The organism is Trichlorobacter thiogenes (assembly GCF_900167465.1).
Lineage (GTDB): Bacteria > Desulfobacterota > Desulfuromonadia > Geobacterales > Pseudopelobacteraceae > Trichlorobacter > Trichlorobacter thiogenes.
On the sequence record NZ_FUWR01000006.1, the window covers coordinates 39,247 to 57,661 of the forward strand.

Annotated in this window: 16 protein-coding genes; 7 read left to right on the forward strand and 9 right to left on the reverse strand. The window is 54.3% G+C overall.

Annotation, left to right across the window (positions count from 1 at the left end; all coding sequences use genetic code 11):
- The first annotated feature begins 5 nt into the window (after positions 1–5).
- Positions 6–2,813 (forward strand): bifunctional diguanylate cyclase/phosphodiesterase, encoded by a 2,808-nt coding sequence (locus tag B5D39_RS06885; RefSeq protein WP_078789730.1) that lies wholly within the window; start codon positions 6–8, stop codon positions 2,811–2,813.
- Positions 2,814–2,905: 92 nt separating this feature from the next.
- Here the strand turns inward: B5D39_RS06885 and B5D39_RS06890 are convergent, their stop codons facing one another.
- The 4 genes from B5D39_RS06890 to B5D39_RS06905 are packed head-to-tail and all read right to left on the reverse strand — an operon-like array spanning position 2,906 to position 7,268.
- On the reverse strand, positions 2,906–4,540 hold the full coding sequence (locus B5D39_RS06890) for a methyl-accepting chemotaxis protein (RefSeq protein WP_078789731.1): 1,635 nt from the start codon (positions 4,538–4,540) through the stop codon (positions 2,906–2,908).
- 18 nt (positions 4,541–4,558) lie between these two features.
- Complete coding sequence (locus tag B5D39_RS06895; protein ID WP_078789732.1) at positions 4,559–6,112, reverse strand: hypothetical protein; 1,554 nt, start codon at positions 6,110–6,112, stop codon at positions 4,559–4,561.
- 45 nt (positions 6,113–6,157) lie between these two features.
- Positions 6,158–6,628 carry a ribonuclease HI gene (gene rnhA / locus B5D39_RS06900; RefSeq protein WP_078789733.1) on the reverse strand — a complete coding sequence of 157 codons (471 nt, stop codon included), beginning with the start codon at positions 6,626–6,628 and terminating at the stop codon, positions 6,158–6,160.
- Positions 6,606–7,268 (reverse strand): lysophospholipid acyltransferase family protein, encoded by a 663-nt coding sequence (locus tag B5D39_RS06905; protein WP_078789734.1) that lies wholly within the window; start codon positions 7,266–7,268, stop codon positions 6,606–6,608. The genes rnhA and B5D39_RS06905 overlap by 23 nt, the downstream gene beginning before the upstream one ends.
- A 190-nt stretch (positions 7,269–7,458) precedes the next feature.
- Here B5D39_RS06905 and B5D39_RS06910 point away from each other — a divergent pair, with 190 nt between their 5' ends.
- The 5 genes from B5D39_RS06910 to B5D39_RS06930 are packed head-to-tail and all read left to right on the forward strand — an operon-like array spanning position 7,459 to position 12,362.
- Positions 7,459–8,694 (forward strand): EAL and HDOD domain-containing protein, encoded by a 1,236-nt coding sequence (locus B5D39_RS06910; RefSeq protein WP_078789735.1) that lies wholly within the window; start codon positions 7,459–7,461, stop codon positions 8,692–8,694.
- A complete protein-coding gene (locus B5D39_RS06915) occupies positions 8,694–9,071 on the forward strand; it encodes a peptide chain release factor family protein (protein WP_078789736.1) in 378 nt (125 codons plus the stop codon). Before B5D39_RS06910 ends, B5D39_RS06915 begins: the two co-directional genes overlap by 1 nt.
- Positions 9,068–11,422 carry an endonuclease MutS2 gene (locus B5D39_RS06920; RefSeq protein ID WP_078789737.1) on the forward strand — a complete coding sequence of 785 codons (2,355 nt, stop codon included), beginning with the start codon at positions 9,068–9,070 and terminating at the stop codon, positions 11,420–11,422. Before B5D39_RS06915 ends, B5D39_RS06920 begins: the two co-directional genes overlap by 4 nt.
- Positions 11,423–11,424: 2 nt before the next feature.
- A complete protein-coding gene (locus tag B5D39_RS06925; RefSeq protein WP_078789738.1) occupies positions 11,425–11,736 on the forward strand; it encodes an HNH endonuclease in 312 nt (103 codons plus the stop codon).
- Positions 11,733–12,362 (forward strand): HAD family hydrolase, encoded by a 630-nt coding sequence (locus tag B5D39_RS06930; RefSeq protein ID WP_078789739.1) that lies wholly within the window; start codon positions 11,733–11,735, stop codon positions 12,360–12,362. Before B5D39_RS06925 ends, B5D39_RS06930 begins: the two co-directional genes overlap by 4 nt.
- A gap of 29 nt (positions 12,363–12,391) precedes the next feature.
- Here the strand turns inward: B5D39_RS06930 and B5D39_RS06935 are convergent, their stop codons facing one another.
- From B5D39_RS06935 to dusB, 3 genes are read right to left on the reverse strand one after another with little or no spacing between them, the layout of a single operon-like run.
- On the reverse strand, positions 12,392–13,834 hold the full coding sequence (locus tag B5D39_RS06935; protein ID WP_078789740.1) for a sigma-54-dependent transcriptional regulator: 1,443 nt from the start codon (positions 13,832–13,834) through the stop codon (positions 12,392–12,394).
- Between the two features lie 5 nt (positions 13,835–13,839).
- Positions 13,840–14,937, reverse strand: coding sequence for a two-component system sensor histidine kinase NtrB (locus tag B5D39_RS06940; RefSeq protein ID WP_078789741.1), 1,098 nt, complete (start codon positions 14,935–14,937; stop codon positions 13,840–13,842).
- A gap of 7 nt (positions 14,938–14,944) precedes the next feature.
- On the reverse strand, positions 14,945–15,916 hold the full coding sequence (gene dusB, locus B5D39_RS06945; protein ID WP_078789842.1) for a tRNA dihydrouridine synthase DusB: 972 nt from the start codon (positions 15,914–15,916) through the stop codon (positions 14,945–14,947).
- Between the two features lie 169 nt (positions 15,917–16,085).
- Between dusB and B5D39_RS06950 the strand changes: the two genes are divergently transcribed.
- Complete coding sequence (locus B5D39_RS06950; protein ID WP_078789742.1) at positions 16,086–16,364, forward strand: TatA/E family twin arginine-targeting protein translocase; 279 nt, start codon at positions 16,086–16,088, stop codon at positions 16,362–16,364.
- 80 nt (positions 16,365–16,444) lie between these two features.
- On the opposite strand, the gene B5D39_RS06955 is transcribed toward B5D39_RS06950, so the two are convergent.
- Positions 16,445–16,894: an Hsp20/alpha crystallin family protein gene (locus B5D39_RS06955; protein ID WP_078789743.1), complete on the reverse strand. Its 450-nt coding sequence runs from the start codon at positions 16,892–16,894 to the stop codon at positions 16,445–16,447.
- Between the two features lie 84 nt (positions 16,895–16,978).
- Positions 16,979–18,412 carry a Ni/Fe hydrogenase subunit alpha gene (locus B5D39_RS06960; RefSeq protein WP_078789744.1) on the reverse strand — a complete coding sequence of 478 codons (1,434 nt, stop codon included), beginning with the start codon at positions 18,410–18,412 and terminating at the stop codon, positions 16,979–16,981.
- Between the last annotated feature and the right edge of the window lie 3 nt (positions 18,413–18,415).

Sequence of the window (18,415 nt, forward strand, 5' to 3'; positions counted from 1 at the left end):
CACTGATGAGCTTCCTGCACCCTTCATTACGGGCACGAATGACCCTGGCGGTAACCTGCCTGATTCTGGTGTTGATGGTAATCACCGGCCTTGTATCCCTTGCTTTTTTTGAGCGGGAATACGAACGCTCCATGACAGAACAGCAGTCAAGTGTTGTCCGTTATCTTGCTGGCGATGTTGATGCCACGCTGACCAATATTCAAGAGGCACTACTGGTTAATGCACAGTCTTTGCCAGACAATATCTTACGCAATCCACAAGCAGCACAGGAATACCTTAGCAGTCGTACCGGCCTACGCCGTTTTTTCAAAAACCACCTCCACCTCTATGGAGCTGATGGTCACCTGATTGCCACCTCAGCACAACATCACCACGACATATCAGAGTCAATTGCCGGGCAGCCATACTTTAAACAAACCATCCAACAGGCTAAACCGGTTATCAGTGATCCGACAGTACATGGCCACACCAAGGGAAGTGCCAATATAGTGTTTACCGCACCGGTTAAAGACCCAGATGGACATGTTGTCGCGGTAATGACCGGAAGCTTTAATCTGTACGAAAAAAATCCACTTTCCCGTTATGTTACTATCACATTGGGCAAAAGCGGCATCTTACGGCTTATCTCCGGCAACGGACAGGTTTTGCTCCATGCTAAAAACGCAAGGATCCTGCAGGATGTTGCTCAAGGAGCAGGCCCACTGGTAGAAAAGGCACTGCGTGATGGCACGGCAACCGGTCGCCATTTTGGCATGAGCAACCAGGTGCTGATTGCCTCACTGCAACGCCTGAAATCCGTTAACTGGGTCTTGGCTGCCAGCTACCCGGAAGAAGAGGTGTATGCCAGGGTGGCTACTGCCCGACACTGGTTTATCGTTGCCACCCTGGCGGGTATGGCAATCGCCGTTGTACTGGTACTGGTGATGATGCGCCTGCTGACCCGCCCTCTGTCTCAGCTGGCCACCCATGTTGCCACATTACCGGAAAAAACAGGTGATGCACGTTTTATCCATCTGCCGGTAAACGGAGAAATCGGTAATCTTACCGGCGCCTTCAACAGCATGGTGCAGGAAATTGATCAAAGCACCTTGGCACTGCGCAACAGTGAGCAGCGCTATCGGATTGTAACCGAGTTCACCAATGATTTTACCTATTGGCGACGACCAGACGGCAGCTTTGAGTTCATCTCCCCGGCCTGCCTTGAAGTAACCGGCTACAGCCGGGAAGAACTGTTTGCCCAGCCATCCCTGATGGAAGAGATGATCCACCCTGCTGATCGCCCGATGGTTGACCAGATGGCCGCAGAGAGTGGTGACCCCACCAACTGCAACCACGAAGAGATCGAGTACCGTATTATCACCAAAGGCGGCAGTACCCGCTGGGTTCGCCACAACTGCCGACCGATTATTGATGATAACGGCACCTTCCTAGGGCGGCGGGGCTGCCGCTCTGACATTACCGAACGCAAGCAGCTTGCAGACCAGGTCTCACACATGGTGCTGCATGACCTGCTGACCGGCCTGCCCAACCGTTCTCTGTTTGCTGATCGCCTCTTCCTGGCAACGGCTCAAAAAGATCGTAACGACCGTGAGCTGACCGTAGTACTGTTCTTCGGTATTGACCGCTTTAAACTGATCAATGACACCCTTGGCCATGAAACCGGGGACCGCCTGTTAATCATGATTGCCGAGCGGTTACGCAAGTTACTGCACCCCAATGACACCCTCTGTCGTTTTGGCGGTGATGTATTTGCCTTTATTCTGCCGGGCCGTGAGAGCCGTCACGAAGCAGTGACCATGTCCTACCGGATCCTGGCCAGCCTGTCTGATCCATTTAATCCGACAGGACAGCAGGTAACCCTCAGCGGCAGTATCGGCATCGCCATCTGCCCACAGGATGGCAGTGATGCAGAGACCCTGCAGAAAAACGCTGAAACCGCCATGTACGATGCCAAGCGCAGCGGCAAAAACTGTTTCCGTTTTTATGCACGGGAAATGAATGCCCAGGCAGCTGAGATGTTGCGTCTGGACAACAGCATGCCACTGGGACTTGCCAATGGAGATTTTTATCTTCACTACCAGCCTCAGCTGGACCTGAAAAACGACACCGTTATTGCGGTTGAAGCACTCCTGCGCTGGCGTCACCCTGAACTGGGCATGATCCCGCCAGACCGTTTCATTCCACTGGCAGAAGATAGTGGCTTCATCATCAAGTTGGGTGAGTGGGTACTGCGCACCGCCTGTATGCAATGTGCAGAATGGCAGAAAAACGGTCCTGCCCCTTTACGAATAGCCATCAACGTATCAGGACGCCAGTTCAGTGAACCTGACTTTGTGGATATGGTTGCTGCTGCCCTGAGCGACAGTGGACTAGCCCCGGAATTGCTGGAGCTTGAACTGACGGAAAGTCTCCTGATCTCAAACGAACAACAGGCGTTACAAAAGCTGCAGCTCCTGAAAAACATGGGGATCTTCCTGGCCATTGATGACTTTGGCACCGGCTATTCATCCCTGGCCTACCTGAAACACTTCCCGCTGGACCGGCTTAAGATTGATAAATCATTTATCAATGACATCCTGAGCGATCCTGATGATGCTGCCATTACCGAGGCGATCATCGCCATGGGGCACTCCTTGAAGTTAAAGGTGATAGCGGAGGGGGTTGAAACGCGGGAGCAGCTTGTCTTCCTGGAAGACAGGAGCTGTGATGAGATACAGGGCTATTTCCTGAGCAAGCCGTTGTCAGAACATGACTTGCATGTATTTGTTACGGCTCGGCTGGCGAACAAGGCAGTAGAGGAAAGTAGTCACTAGGCTGCACAGATGTACCGACTTCAAGACACTATAAAGCGGGGTGGGAACTGATTCCCCACCCCGCTTTACGGTAGCTGCCTCAGCCTAACTTTTTACTGCAGCCTGAAGCGGGAAACCGCCCCTTGCAACCCTTCAGCCATCCCCGACAGATTCGACGCCGCATCTGCAGTCTCGTGGGAACCACGGGCGGTGTCCTGAATAATCTGGGTCATGCGATGAATGTTATCGGTAATCTCTCCGGTGGTGGCACTTTGTTCTTCAGCTGCGGTAGCAATCTGCTTAACCTGATCCGCAACCGCATCAATCTCTGCCAGGATCTGCTCCAGAGCAGCACCGGAGCGCTCGGCATCATGGGTACCGGCCTCAACCTCCCGCACTCCTTCATTCATTGCACTTACCGCACTCTTGGTTTCTGACTGGATCGCCTTGATCATCTCACCGATCTCGCGGGTAGCCTTGGTGGTCCGTTCAGCCAGGGCGCGAACTTCATCGGCAACCACGGCAAAACCGCGTCCCATCTCACCGGCACGGGCCGCCTCAATAGCCGCATTCAGTGCCAACAGGTTGGTCTGATCTGCAATATCTTCAATGGTGGCAACAATGGCACCAATCTGATCAGACCGTTCCCCCAGCGAGTCAACCGTACGGGCAGTATTCTGGACACGGGTGGCGATTCTGCGCATTCCTTCAACGGTCTGCCGTACCACATCAGAACCGGATTGAGCAGCCTGGTTGGCACGATAGGATCCCTCCACGGCAATCTGGCAGCTATGGGCGATGTCATGACTGGTGGCTGCCATCTCTTCGCTGGCGGTGGCAACACTGATGGTCTGAGCTGCCGCAACCTCGGCCCCACCAGCTATCTCGGTTGAAGTTCCGTTCAACTCTCTGGTTGCTGCGGTAACCGCCCCTGCCGTTGCATTCACCTGGGCAATCAGATCTCGCAACTGCTGCACCATCGCGGCAAAAGAGCGAGCCAGGTTACCCATTTCATCACAGCAGTGGGCATCAACCGTCACGGTCAGATCGCCTTCGGCAACCTTTTGGAAACGCGACTGCAGCTGTTGCAGCGGGCTACTGATCCTGCCAGAAACAAAAATACCTATGGCAAGCGCTACAGCAACTGCGGCAACAGACATGACCAGAGAGAAGATCAACGCAGTTTTGGCAAGCCGGGCATTACTTGCGGCGGTTTCCTTGGCATGCTTGACACTGACCGCCGACATCTTGTCCAACCCCTTCAGCATGGCATTTGCATGGCGACCGGCATCTCCCCGGGCAATCCCAAGCGCCTCATCGTTCTTACCTGCCAGAGAGAGTTCAATCATCTGCTTTAAAAGTGGCACATAGGCATCAAAGGCGCTCTTAAACTCCGCAAAGGCAGCCTTTTCTTCAGCACCATCCATTTTTTTGTTATACGCTGCTGTTTTTGCCTCCAAACCTGCCAAACTTTCCTTCAGGCTATCGGCAATCTCTTCACGTTCTTCAGGATCGGTTGCTCCGATTAAGGCCCGGGTGCTGACCCGATTCAACAGGAAAGCCTGGGTGATGTCCCGCAGACCGGCCAACGGTACTGCCACCTCTTGGTACATAAAGGTATCGGCCTTTTCCATCTTGTGAATGTTAACGATACTGACCCCGCCCAACAGGCCGGAAAAGGCAGCAACCACCAGAAATGCAATTACCAGCTTGGTTCTGATCCCCAGATTTTCAAATGCAGTTGGCATATAACCTCCCCTTGGCTGCTACTTCTTCTCTATCTTATCCCAAGTCGGCTTTTCATTGGGATTCTGCAAACGGAACAGCAGATAGGCCGCAGCCTTTTTCAATTTTTCTGTTGTCTTGGCCTCTGTCGTAAAGCGTTCCAATGCCGCAATCATACATGCACGGGAGTAATCAGCAACCACCTCCTGCTCAATAATGGTTCGCAGGGAGGTCAACACCTGCTTTTGCTGCTCTGCCTCATCAAGCTTGCAGGGGTCCAGCAAAAAGACCAGTAACCAGGCGGTCACCCGCTCTTCAGTGCCGGTTGCAGACGCTGCAAACTGCAACAGGGCCGTTGCCAGACTGGTCTGTTCAGCCTGATTCAGCGAACTTTTCTCCAGGTAGTCCCGCAGGAAACGCAGTGCTGTCAAATGGTGCCGTTCACCAGAGACATTAAAAAGCAGCAGGTTGGCAGCCTGGGGTTTCAGTTCATCATGTTGATAGCTTTTCAGGAAGCTGTGCAAAATACGAGCGATCTTATCGGTGGCAAGTTCTGAAAGCCCGCCACCGGTCAGCTTACTTCTGACCGTTGACAGCAGATCCTGTTTCACCGGATGCCCGCTGTACACCACCGCCATGATGCCATCTTTAACCTCATCATCAGCAGCAAACTCCCACAATTCCTCAACCTGCTTCAAGATGGTGGAACGGAAACGCTTAACCTTGTCCATCTTGGTAATTTCTTCCGGTTCCCAGCTCTCCGGCCAGGTATCAATATGGTTGTCAACCTCATCCTCATTCCAGGTTTTATCAAGCAGGAAGGTAAAATAGGTAAGAATTTTGAGCTGGTAAACCTTACCCCCCTCCTGCAGCGGACGCAACAGATCTTCCAGGTAGCTGGCAGTCAGGCCGCAGGTGCCGCTACAGAGGAAACGGTAGACGCTCTCCCCTTTTTCCACCTGCTTCTCGATATATTTTGCCTTAAGGTGGGCGCCCAGAGCGGTAGTGGAAACCTTCTTGAAGAAGACCGACAGCAGGTTGGTGGCATGGTGCTTGACCGGCATCTCGATCTCATCTGAGAGCACGATATCAAGACAGGCGTTAAAGATCTTAACCTGTTCCGGCTCATCTTCAGAGGCATCGATGTACTGTTCAAGGATATCGATAATCTCGACAATATGGGAGCGGTTGCGACTGGAAAGCAGGCTGGTCAGGGTAATCCGCAGCGAATCGGCATCAACAATACCAAACAGAAAGCGAACTGCCGCGTTACGCCGGGCCGGACCTTTGTGCTCAGCAGAACGCAATACCTGCAAAATACTGGCAGCAGGATCAGCCACCCAGCCCGGAATCAAGGCCTCCAGCAGCAGTTCCGCCTTGCGGCGGATATGGGCATCCAGATCGTTCACAAAGTAGCGGGCGATCTCGATCTTAAACTCACGACCGGCATTGGATTCAATAATCAATGAAAAGGCAGCCGCCTTATCCTTGGCCGAAAGCTTGGCCATATCTTTCTTGGCCCGGGCACTGTCATTAATCTTGATATAGAATCCAATAATATCTTTAACGCCAACTTCTGCTTCAATATCCTTCATGGCACCCTCTCACTGGGTAATGACACCGTGTATTTTTCGATCAGATCAATTCTGATTCTTCATAGCACTAATCGCTTCCCTGGCCAAACAATCGCAACGCTCGTTTTCTGCATGTCCAGCATGGCCGCGCACCCACTGCCAGACCACCTGATGGGGCTTGACCGCCTCAACCAGCGCCTCCCAGAGATCTTTATTAAGCACCGGTTCTTTCTTGCTGTTCTTCCAGCCGTTGCGTTGCCAGCCCGACAACCACTCGGTCATCCCCTTTACCAGATACTGGGAATCAGTGGTTATGGTTACCCGACAAGGACGGGTCAACTGCCGAAGCCCCTCAAGGGCTCCGGTCAGTTCCATCCGATTGTTCGTGGTCTCTGCAGCAGCACCGGACAGTTCTTTTTCCTTACCACGACAGCGTAGAATGGTGCCGTAGCCACCGGGACCGGGATTACCACTGCAGGCGCCGTCACAGAAAATCTCGACATCCGTCAGGGCCTTACTTTTCAACGCGTCCGACATAGGCCCCTTCCTGTTTCAGCAGTTCTGCAATCCCCTCCATCACCCGTTCAACAATCAGCTGATGAGTCTCCTTGCAGTCCTCAAGCACAAACAGGTCATCAAAGATGATCTGTGGCCCAAAGACAATCGCCCCCTTGGCCCCCAGACTGGGAAATGTCCAGTGGTTCAGCCCTATCAGGGCTGTAGGTACAACCGTTGGCCGGGTATCAAAGATCAACTTGCCGACGCCACGGTTGCCCGGTCCCAATCTGCCATCTTTATGACGGGTTCCCTCAGGGAAAAGCATCACCTTCTGATCAGCCAGCAGATCGTTCAGGACCTTGCCGGCCTTGACATCCCTGCCCCGTCGCACCGGAAAGGCTCCCCATGATGAATAGATAAAGCGCTGAAACGGTTTGCGAAACAGTTCTTCCTTGGCCGGTGCCCAGAGCATCTGGAGCGGGTGCCTGCGTAAAGCGGCCCAGGGGAGAAAAATCGTTTCATAGGCCGAGATGTGATTGGAGGCCAACAGCACACCTCCTGCATCAGGGATATGCTGTTCTCCCTTGATTTTCATACGATTCAACAGCGAGGCGTAGATGCCAACCACATTAATCGAAAAGGTCACCCAAAAGCGCTGTAGAAATGAAGCCTTTGCCACGTTCTTCCTTTACTGCCAAATGTAAGTTTTAGTTGTAGTCACCCTATACCATGCAATGGGCTGTTCAGCAATAACTCAGGGGCAAATCTGACATAAACGGTGCCGATTGCACTTAAAGGACAGATAGCGTATACTCAACTCCTTTCATCAAGTAACTATGCCCAGATATCAGGCAGGATACCCGACACCTATGGAGCAATCAGAACAAAAATACCTGATCGGACGCCAACCGATCCTGAACCGTGATGAGCAGATCTGTGCCTATGAACTGCTTTTCCGCTCAGCTCAATCCCTGGCTGAGGCCAATGTCAGCGACGCCTCCCAGGCAACCGCCAGCGTTATCCTGAATACCCTGGCCGGATTTGGGGTCAAGCAGATTCTGGGCAAGCATCTGGGATTTATCAACCTTGAGCTTGATATCCTGATGAGTGACTCCCTGGAACTGCTACCCAAAGAGATGATCGTCCTTGAACTGCTTGAAACCCTTGAGGTCACCCCGGCACTGATCGAGCGCTGCCGTGAACTGAAAGAGGCCGGGTTTGTGCTGGCCCTTGATGATCATGACTACGACCCGATCTACGAAGAGCTGTACCAGATTATTGATATCGTCAAGGTGGACCTGATGGCCACCCCGGTGGACACCATCGGTGCAGCTGTTGAGTGCTACCGCAATTATCAGTTTAAGCTGTTGGCAGAAAAAGTGGAAACCAAGGAAGAATTTCTGAAATGCCTGGATCTGGGTTTTGATTATTTCCAAGGCTACTATTTTGCCAAACCAGCAGTCATTGAAAAGAAGAAGATTGATGAGGGCGGCGCCGCGCTTTTAAAACTGATGCGTCAGTTAATGGATGACGCCGAGATGGAGGAGGTTGAAAAGACCTTCCGCAGCAGTCCGGGTCTGACCTACAAACTGCTCCTACTGGTCAACTCTGTCTCCTTTGTGGGACTGCAGAAGATCCAGACTGTACGCCACGCCATCAGCATGCTGGGCAGGGCACAGATCAAACGCTGGGTACAGTTGGCCCTGTTTGCTACCGATGACAGTCATGCCATGGAAAACCCGCTGGTGGATATGGCAGCGGTGCGGGGTGGCTTCATGGAGCAGATGGCAACCGCCTGCCCGCGTCTGCGGGGTAACCGTGAGGCAGCAGACCAAGCCTTTATGACCGGCATCCTGTCGCTGCTTGAATCGCTGTATGATATCCCCATGGGACAGATTGCGGAAGAATTGAACCTGTCGGAGGATGTGCAACAGGCACTGGTCAGCCGGGAAGGGATCTACGGCAACCTGCTTGCCCTGGCCGAGGCCCTGGAGCAGGTTGACTTTGTCAAGGCATCAGAGTTATTGGGTGCCCTCTCTATCCCCTACAGCACGGTTATGGATGCCCAGATGAAGGCCTACAACTGGCAGGCAGGCATGGGCTAATGGCCACCAGCCCGACCTTTGCGGTCAGTGCAAAAAAACAGCAGGCCCTGCTGGCCCGTATGCTGGAACTGAATGTCCGTGAAGAAGAGATTGAAGAACAGTTTGTCCGCTCCTCCGGCAAGGGGGGGCAACATCTTAACAAGACCTCAAGCTGCGCACAGGTTCGCCACCTTCCCACCGGCATTGAAGCCCGTTGCGGACGTGAACGCAGTCAGTCCCTGAACCGCTTTCTGGCCCGACGTGAACTGCTGGAGAAAATCGCCCGCAGTCGCGGTCTGCCCACGGTTGAAGATGAAGAGGCTGCCAGAATCCGTAAACAGAAAAGCCGTAGAAACCGCCGTTCAACCCATAAACGACAGAATACCGACACCCCATGATCTCTCACACAACCCTTTGCCGTCTTGAATTCAATAAGGTCCTGCAGGTGGTTGCAGGCCATGCCCGTAGCGATGCCAGCACCGCAGCCATTCTGGCTGTTGCTCCACTACAGTCTGCTGCTGCCATCACCCTCTCTTGGCAGCGGATCGAGGAAATCCGCACCCTGCTGCGCCAACGGATCAGCCTGCGGATCAGCCGTTTCAGTGATATCCGCCCCCTGCTGGATCAGGTACGACCGGACGGAGCGATCCTCTCCCCCTTTGGCCTGCTGGAGTTCATTCCGGTGCTGGGATCACTGGCAGAACTGTACAAACAGCTCTCCCCGCGGGATGACATCCCTGCCCTGCGCCTTTTGGAACCGTTTCCGGTGGCCTTCAGCGATATCCTTGAACCGCTCTCTGCCACACTGGATGATGAAGACACCATTCTGGACTCTGCCTCCCGCGAACTGGCCGAAATCCGCAAGGCCAAGCGGGCCCTGGCTGCCCGGGTGCGCCGCAAGCTGGAAGAGTTTGTCCGCAGGCATGAAACCGCCATCTTCCTGCAGGATGACTTCATCACCATTCGTTCCGGCCGCTGGGTCATCCCGGTGCGGATGGATTCCAAGGGGATGGTGCCGGGGGTGGTGCATGATGTCTCCTCATCCGGTGAAACCGCCTTTATGGAGCCGCTGGAGATCATCCCGTTTGTCAATGAACTGGAAAACCTGTCTGCCGAAGAAAAGGCAGAAGAGATCCGCATCCTGCGGCAACTCTCTGCCTGGATCAGGGAAGATGCAGACCGGATCGCCGCCTGTTTCACCACCCTGGTGGAGCTTGATCGTCTGGACTGCATCGCCCGCTTTAGCGAGCAGTTCAACATGGCAGTACCTGAATTAAATCAGAACGGTGCGCTGCGACTGCTTTCCGCCCGCCACCCACTACTGATGGTGATGCGGGCAGAGCAGCAGGATGCCACACCGATTGTCCCCTTGGATCTGGAGCTTTCCACCTCGCAGGTACTTGTGATCAGCGGCCCTAACGCCGGTGGCAAGACCATCGCCCTTAAAACCGTCGGCCTGATCACTGCCATGGCCTTGTCCGGTATGCCGGTGCCAGCCTCCCCCTCCTCATCCATACCACTGCTGGATGCCCTGTTGGTGGATATTGGTGATGAACAGTCGATAGAGCAAAGCCTCTCCACCTTCTCGGCCCATGTGGCTGCCATCAGCAAGATTCTGGAACAGGCCGGTTCCCGCAGCTTGGTACTGCTGGATGAACTGGGTACCGGTACCGAACCGCTGCAGGGGGCTGCCATTGGCTGCGCTGTCCTGCAAGAGCTGCAACAGCGGGGCGCTGTGGTGCTGGCCACTACCCACCTGACCGAGATTGTCGGTTTTGTCCAGCAGACCAGTGAAATGCAGAACGCAGGCATGGAGTTTGACAGTGCCAGCTGGACCCCGCTCTACCGGCTGGTAATGGGAGAGCCGGGACAGTCCCATGCCCTGGAAACTGCCCGGCGTTATGGTCTGCCTGAATCTGTCCTACAGACCGCCCGTGCTCTGTTGGGGGATGCTGGTACCGCCTTTTCAAACATCATTGAAGAGCTGCGCCAGAAACGGAATGCACTGGCTGATGAGCTTGCAAATCAGCAGCAGGAACGGCAACGTCTTGATGGGCTTGCTATGAGCCTGAAACAGCAAGAGGCTGATCTCGTCCGCCTGCGACAGGAAACCATTGAAAAGGCTCGGGCTGACGCACGGGATACCATCACCGCTGCCCGCCGTGAGATGAATCAGCTGCTGGAGCAGTTCAAGCAGGATCGCCGCAAGGAAACAGAGGTAAAATTCAGGCAGAAGGCAGAAGAGCTGGAAGCCAGCTTTGCCCCCACCGGACAGCAGCCCCCATCCGCTGATGCGCTACAGCCGGGCAGCATTGTGCAGGTGCGCTCTCTTGGGCGGGAAGCCACGGTCACCAGTGTGGATCAGGCCCGTCAAAAGGTACGGGTCAGGGCAGGCAGCATCGAGATGGAGGTACCGCTGCACGGCCTGATAATCGGCAGCAGCACAGCAGGTTCCAAACCGCGTAAAAATGCACCTGAGATCAAGATGAAGCTGCAGTCTGAAGAGTCCGCCAATGAACTGAACCTGATCGGCAAGCGGGTGGAAGAGGCACTGATTGAGCTGGAAGGGTTCATTGATCAGGCTGTTCTGGCCGGACAGCGGGAAATCAGGATCATCCATGGTATCGGCACCGGTACCCTGCAGCGGGCAGTGCGGGAGTTTCTGAGTCGGCATCCACAGATAAGCTCCTTCCGCCCCGGTGAACCACACGAAGGCCGCGACGGTGCAACCGTTGCTGAACTGGGATAACCATGAGCGAGTTCATTATTGAGGTATCAGAAGAAGAGGTCAGGCGTGAACGGGACAAATCCCGTGAACTGCGCCGCAGCCGCTGGTGGAAGAACCGGCTGGCATTAGGCGTCTGCCACTGGTGCGGCAACCGCTTTAGTCCGGATGAGCTGACCATGGACCATATCGTACCGGTCACCCGTGGCGGCAAGGCCAGCCGGAACAATGTGGTGCCATCCTGCAAGGAATGTAACAGCCGTAAAAAATACCTGCTGCCGATGGAATGGGAAGAGTACCTGACCAAGGCCCGGCAACCGGAAGAGGACAAGGCATGACTGCACGCTACAAGGCGATAATCTATGATTGTGACGGAGTTATCCTGGATTCAATCGAATCCAACTACATCTTCTACAACCGGATCATGGCCGGGCTGGGCCGCCCGGAGATTGACCGGCTCTGCACTGAATCAGAGCGGGTACTGCACACCTTTTCCTATCTGGATGTAATTGAGCATTTCTTTGGCAAAGATCCGCAGAAGGCTCAAGCCATCGCCATCGGCAAGACCATCCGCTACAAGGAACTGATGCCGTACATGCGGCGTGAGGATGGACTGGTGGAAACCCTGACCGCTCTGAAAGGAAAGGTAGAACTGGCGATCTGCACCAACCGGGCAGCCTCCATGGAGATGATCATCGAAGACTTCGGTCTGGAAGGATTCTTTGGTTGTGTCATGACCGCCGCCAAAGTCAAGAATCCTAAACCCCACCCGGAGCCACTCTTGAAGGTGCTGGAACATTACGGTCTTAGCCCGCAGGAGGCGCTGTTTGTGGGTGACAGCGCGGTGGATATGCAGGCTGCAGCCGCAGCCGGAGTGCCGTTCATCGCCTACAAATCAGACCTGCCTGCCTTGGCGGTGATAGAGCGACACCAAGACCTGCTGGAGCATGTTCTGCCCCAATAAAAAAGGCACCGTTTCCGGTGCCTTGCAAACTAATCTTTTTTAATACTTATCCCTAACTCACTGATCTTCTTACGCAGGGTGTTGCGGTTGATCCCCAGCACATCCGCCGCACGAACCTGGTTACCTCTGGTCTTTTCAAGCACGTAGCGGATCAAAGGCCGCTCCACCTGCTCCAGCACCCGGTCGTAAATATCCCCTTTATCCAGCTTCTCAATCCCGTTCATGGAGCTGCGCAGTTTGCCTTCAACCAGCGATTCCAGCGACTGTTCCTGGGGTACGGCATGGATGGTTTCCTGACGATTGGTCAGGCCTGCAAAATCAGCAATGGTCAGCAATGGATCGCTGGAGAGGATAACGCCACGTTTGATGGTATTTTCAAGTTCACGCACGTTACCGGGCCAGGTGTAGCTGCAGAGCAGCTCCATCGCTTCAGGGGCGCACTGTTTGGTCGGTATCTCAAGTTCTGCACAGGCACGCTCCAGAAAATACTCCACCAGGGCGGGGATATCCTCACTGCGCTCACGCAGCGGTGCCAGATTGATCGGCACCACATTCAGGCGGTAGTAAAGATCTTCACGGAATTCGCGATTACGCACCCGCTCCTGCAGTTCCTGGTTGGTGGCTGCCACCACCCGCACATCAACGCTCAGGTTCTGGGAACCGCCAATCCGGGTAATCTCCTGCTCCTGTAGTACCCGCAGGATCTTGGCCTGCAGATCCAGCGGCATGTCACCGATTTCATCCAGAAAGATGGTGCCATGGTTGGCCTGTTCAAACTTGCCGGTCTTGCGCTCGGTAGCCCCGGTAAAAGCGCCCCGCTCACTGCCGAACAGCTCGCTCTCCAGTAGGTCTTTGGGGATGGCAGCACAGTTGATCGCCACAAACGGCTTACCCAACCGGGTTGAGTTGAAGTGAATCGCCCGGGCAATCAGCTCTTTACCGGTGCCGGATTCCCCCTGAATCAGCACGGTAATATCACTGCCGGCCACCTTGCCGATGGTCTTGTAGACCTCCCGCATGGCGGTTGAATTACCGATGATGTTCTTTTCGACCTGATAGCGGTCCTTCAGTTCCTGCTTCAGCAGGGTGACCTGATTGCTGACATCCCGCGCACGGCTGACCTTTTCAATAATCGCGTCGATTACCTCAAGATCAAACGGCTTGGTGATGTAGTCATAGGCACCGCGCTTCATCGCCTCAACCGCATTCTTCATGCTGGCCTCGGCGGTCATCACCACCACCAGCAGGTCCGGCCTCAGTTCCCGTGCCTTGTCCAGAAACTCCAGACCGGACATGCCGGGCATCTTGATATCCACAATCACCAGGTCATAGGACTGTTCCCGCACCTGACGCAGGGCCTGATTACCATCTGCAGCCAGATCTACCGAGTACCCTTTTTTGCGCAACGCCTTGGAAAGTACCCAGCGCATGCTCTCTTCATCATCAGCCACCAATATCCGATGCAGTCCCATGCTGTTTATCCTTTCGCGGGTGACTGAATCAGCGGTAGCAACACACTGATTTTGGTCCCCTGTCCCGGTTTCGACTCAATTTTCAACATACCGCGATGTTCCGCTACTATCTTCTGGCAGATGGCCAGCCCCAGCCCGGTACCGTTATCCTTGGTACTGAAAAACGGCGTGCCCACCTTGGCAAGATTTTCTGTGGAGATCCCCGGACCGGTGTCAGCCACTTCCACCGCCACCATCCGTGAACGATTTTCATTACGGGCCAGATGATATTCAGCCAGTACCCGGCTGGATACCGTGACCCGCCCACCTTCCGCCATCGCCTCAATGGCATTGCGGATCAGGTTTAAAAAGACCTGGGTCAACTGGGCCTCATCAGCCATGATCGGCGGGATACTGGGATCAAATCCGGTGGAAATGGTGACGTCACGATCAGCGGCAGCCTCCCGCTGCAGCAGGATGATATCCCCCAGCACCATATGCAGGTTAACCGGGGTATAACGTGGTCCACGGGGTGAGGCAAGATCCAGCAGCTGGCGGATAATCCGGTCGATCCGTTCTGCCTCTTTTATCATCACCCTGGGATATTCCAGCAGGTCGCTGTCCTCATCCAGCTCCCGTTCCAGCAGTTGGGCAGCCCCTTTGATTCCTCCCAGCGGATTTTTAACCTCATGGGCCAAACCGGCAGCCAGGGTACCCAGGGTGGCAAGACGGTCTGCCTGCCTGACAGCGGCCTCCAGTTCACGGATTGAAGTCAGATCCCGCAGGGTTAATATGACGCCGATAGCCTCACCATCAGAGCGCAGTAGCGGACAGGTGGTGGCATTGGCAGGAATCACCCGCCCGGATGGGCTTAACACAACATTATCCTGATCTGAAAGGGAGACACCACTGGCAGATGTCCGCTCAACCATATCAACCAGGATCGGTTCAGCCTTAAAGGAGTCGATAAAACGTGAGCCAACCACCTGACGCCGGGAACGGCCAGTCATCTCTTCGGCAGCCGGGTTCATCAACGTCACCACCCCTTCTCCGTTGATCACGACTACCCCGTCCCCCACACTGTCAAGCACCGTAAGGGCGTATCCACTCAGGTCAGTATGCACCGTATTGTTAGACTCCTGTTTCTCTGATCTGTCTGATTATTGCCTGCAGTTCATCTGTGTCTTGGGCCATGTTAACGGTCCTACGCAGGGCTGCTGCCCCCGGAACACCATGAATATACCACCCAAGATGCTTCTTCATCTCCCGCACCGCAACTGATGCACCGGCGTAGTCAGTGAACAGGGCAAGGTGCTGTTCAGCCATTGCCATCCGGTCAGCACAACTCACCGGGGTTACCGGCCTTCCCTCCAGCAGCTCACAGGTCTGGTGGAAAATCCAGGGATTCCCCAGCGCCCCCCGCGCCACCATCAGTCCGTCACATCCGGTCTCAGCCAGCATCCTCTGGCAATCCTGCGGGGTAAACAGATCACCACTGCCGATCACCGGGATCTTCACCAGCTGCTTTAACTGTGCAATATGCTGCCAGTTGGCCTGTCCATCAAACATCTGAGCCCGGCTGCGGGGATGCAGGGTAATGGCGTCACAGCCCTCTGCCTCGGCAATCCGCCCCACCTCTTGCCAGGTATCATCACCACACTGCCAACCACTACGGATCTTGATCGTTAACGGCAGTTTTGTCGCCTTGCGTACTGTCCTGATAATCTCTGCTATCCGCGACGGATCCTGCAGCAAGGCAGACCCGGCGCCGGTACCAACCACCTTGCGCACTGGACAGCCCATATTGATATCAATAAGATCGGCGTTATCCTTAACCATACTGGCGGCTTGAGCCAAAAGCCCGGGATCATTTCCAAACAGTTGCGCCCCCAGAGGGCGATCTTCAGGAGAACTTGCCAGCAGGGATAACGTTTTTTCACCTTCACGAACCATGCCGTTAACACTGACCATTTCAGTAAAGGCCAGACTGGCCCCCTGTTGCCTGCAGATCAGCCTGAAAACATGATTGGTAATGCCTGCCAACGGGGCAAGCAGTAGATTATGACGTAGCGTTAAACCGGCTATTTGAAGAGGACGAAGCAGTGACACAGACAGCACTCCTGACTATTTTTTATACATGTCTGATTATTTTTTATGCATATTTGTACATTGCAGCAACAAGACTAACAACACATTTTTTTGTTGCCTTGCAGCCATGAATAACGCTTTAATGGGTCAGAAGCCACCCGCAAACCATCGAGGAGAACAGACCATGTTTGGAATAGGCATGCCGGAATTGATTGTCATCATGGTGATCGCGTTAATCGTGATCGGCCCCAATAAATTGCCTGATCTGGCCAAATCCCTGGGTAAAGGACTGGCCGAGTTCAAAAAGGCCTCTGAAGACTTCCAGCGTAATGTCCAAGAAGAGGCCCGCAAGGAAGAGGTTGATCAACTTATTAAAAATAAGCAGGCTGCAGAACCTGAACATGCTGCTGCAGAAACTGCTAAAGAGACAGTCAAACCAGAGGAAAGCAAGAAGTCTGCCTGATTTTTGATCAACATCCATTAAATACAAAAAGGCCGGGAAATCCCCCGGCCTTTTTGTGTACAGATGATATCAATCAACAACTACTTCACTTCAACGTTAATCTGCTTCGGCTTCACCTCTTCCTTCTTGGGTAGTGTCACCGTCAACACCCCTTTATCACAGGCTGCTGCCACCTTTTCCTGATCCACCGTAGCAGGTAGTTTGAAGCTGCGCTGGAATGAACCAAAGTAGCGCTCAATCCGATGGTAATTCTCTTTCTTTACTTCGCTTTCATGCTTACGCTCACCCTTGATGGTCAGCAAACTGTCTTCTATCCGTACATCAATATCCTTCTGTTCCACATCCGGTAACTCAGCCTTGATCACAATTGAATCCTGTGTCTCGTAGATATCCACGGCAGGCTGCCAGATCCCTTCCTTGATATCTTCGCCGGAATATTCATTATTGCCCCAGGACAGGTTCAGCAACCGATCCATCTGGTCCTGCATACTGCGCAGCTCACGTAGCGGGTTGTACTTGACGAGTGCCATGACACATTCCTCCTTTTAAACATTGGTTCTGGTACTTCCTTCTGTCCAAAAGATAAGCACACTTTTTTGGATGTCAAGGGGCGTCTATTTGACAATTTTCTGTAAAAGTAAACCATCCGGCCCAATCAGCTCAACCTGCATCGGCATCTTCCCAACAGCATGGGTAGAGCAGGAAAGACAGGGATCATAACAGCGGATGCCATGTTCCACCCGGTTTAAGAGCCCTTCATCCAACCTGCTGCCTGAGAGATACTTCTGTGCTATCTGCAGCACGGTACGGTTTATGGCCAGGTTGTTCTGGCCAGTGGCGATAATCAGGTTCACGTAGGAGAGCAGCCCGTCATCATCAACATGATATTCATGGAACAGCACACCCCGGGGCGCTTCCACCACACCGATCCCGATCCTGTTGTTGGTGCGGGCATGGCTGCGCACATGGTCATCCAACAGTTGCGGATCATCCAGCAGCTGGCCGATCCGTTCCAGGCAGTAGAGCAGTTCGATCAAGCGGGCCTGATGGTAGTAGAAGCTGCCCAGCACCGGTCCGCCCCCTTCCCTGAACTGGCGAAACCGCTGCAGTTCCTGCTCTGCCAGCGGCGTTCCGGCAAAATCAGCCACATTCAGGCGGGCCAGTGGACCAACGCGATACATACCGGCATCACCTTCATGTCCACGGGGTTTGTAATAGGGAAATTTCAGATAGCTCCAGCTCTGCTCTGCCTCACCGATAAACTCGGCGTAGCGGGATGGATCAAGGTCTCCCTCAAGATTTTTGCCCTCGGCATCAATCAGCCGTAGCTTGCCGTCGTACTGTTCCAGACCGCCATCTAGCGAGACCAGCCCCAGAAACAGGCTGGGAAAATTTCCGTAAGAGTCCGCTTCTTCTGACAGGCGTTGCAGGGCATCATAGCCAAGGGCCAGAGCCTTTTTCGCGGTGGCCAACGCCTCAGGCAGCCGGGCTGCAATCCAGTCCCGCTTGTCTACCGTCAGTGGCTCCCGCACCCCGCCTGATACCGCCCAGGCCGGATGCACAGCCCGGTCACCCAGCAGACGGATGATCTCCTGGCCAAACTGGCGCAGCCTGATCCCTTCCCTGGCCAGCTCTGGTTGTGCCTCAATCAGGCCGATCAGGTTACGCTTGGCCGGGTCGCTCTCCATCCCCAGCAAAAGATCCGGGCCGGAGAGCAGAAAGAAGCTTAAAGCGTGGCTCTGCACCAGCTGGGCATAGTGCATCAGACGCCGCAGCTTCTCGGCAGTGGGTGGGATTTTGACCCCTTTCAGCATATCACCGGCCTTGGCCGAGGCCAGGGCATGGCTGACCGGGCAGATGCCGCAGATCCGCTCGGTAATGGAGGGCATCTCGCGGTAGCTGCGCCCCAGACAGAACTTTTCAAAGCCACGAAACTCGGTGACGTGGAAACGGGCGTCGGCCACCTCGCCAGCATCATTTAACTGGATGGTGATCTTGGCGTGGCCTTCGATCCGGGTAACCGGTGCTATGGTAATGGTCTTTGACATAGG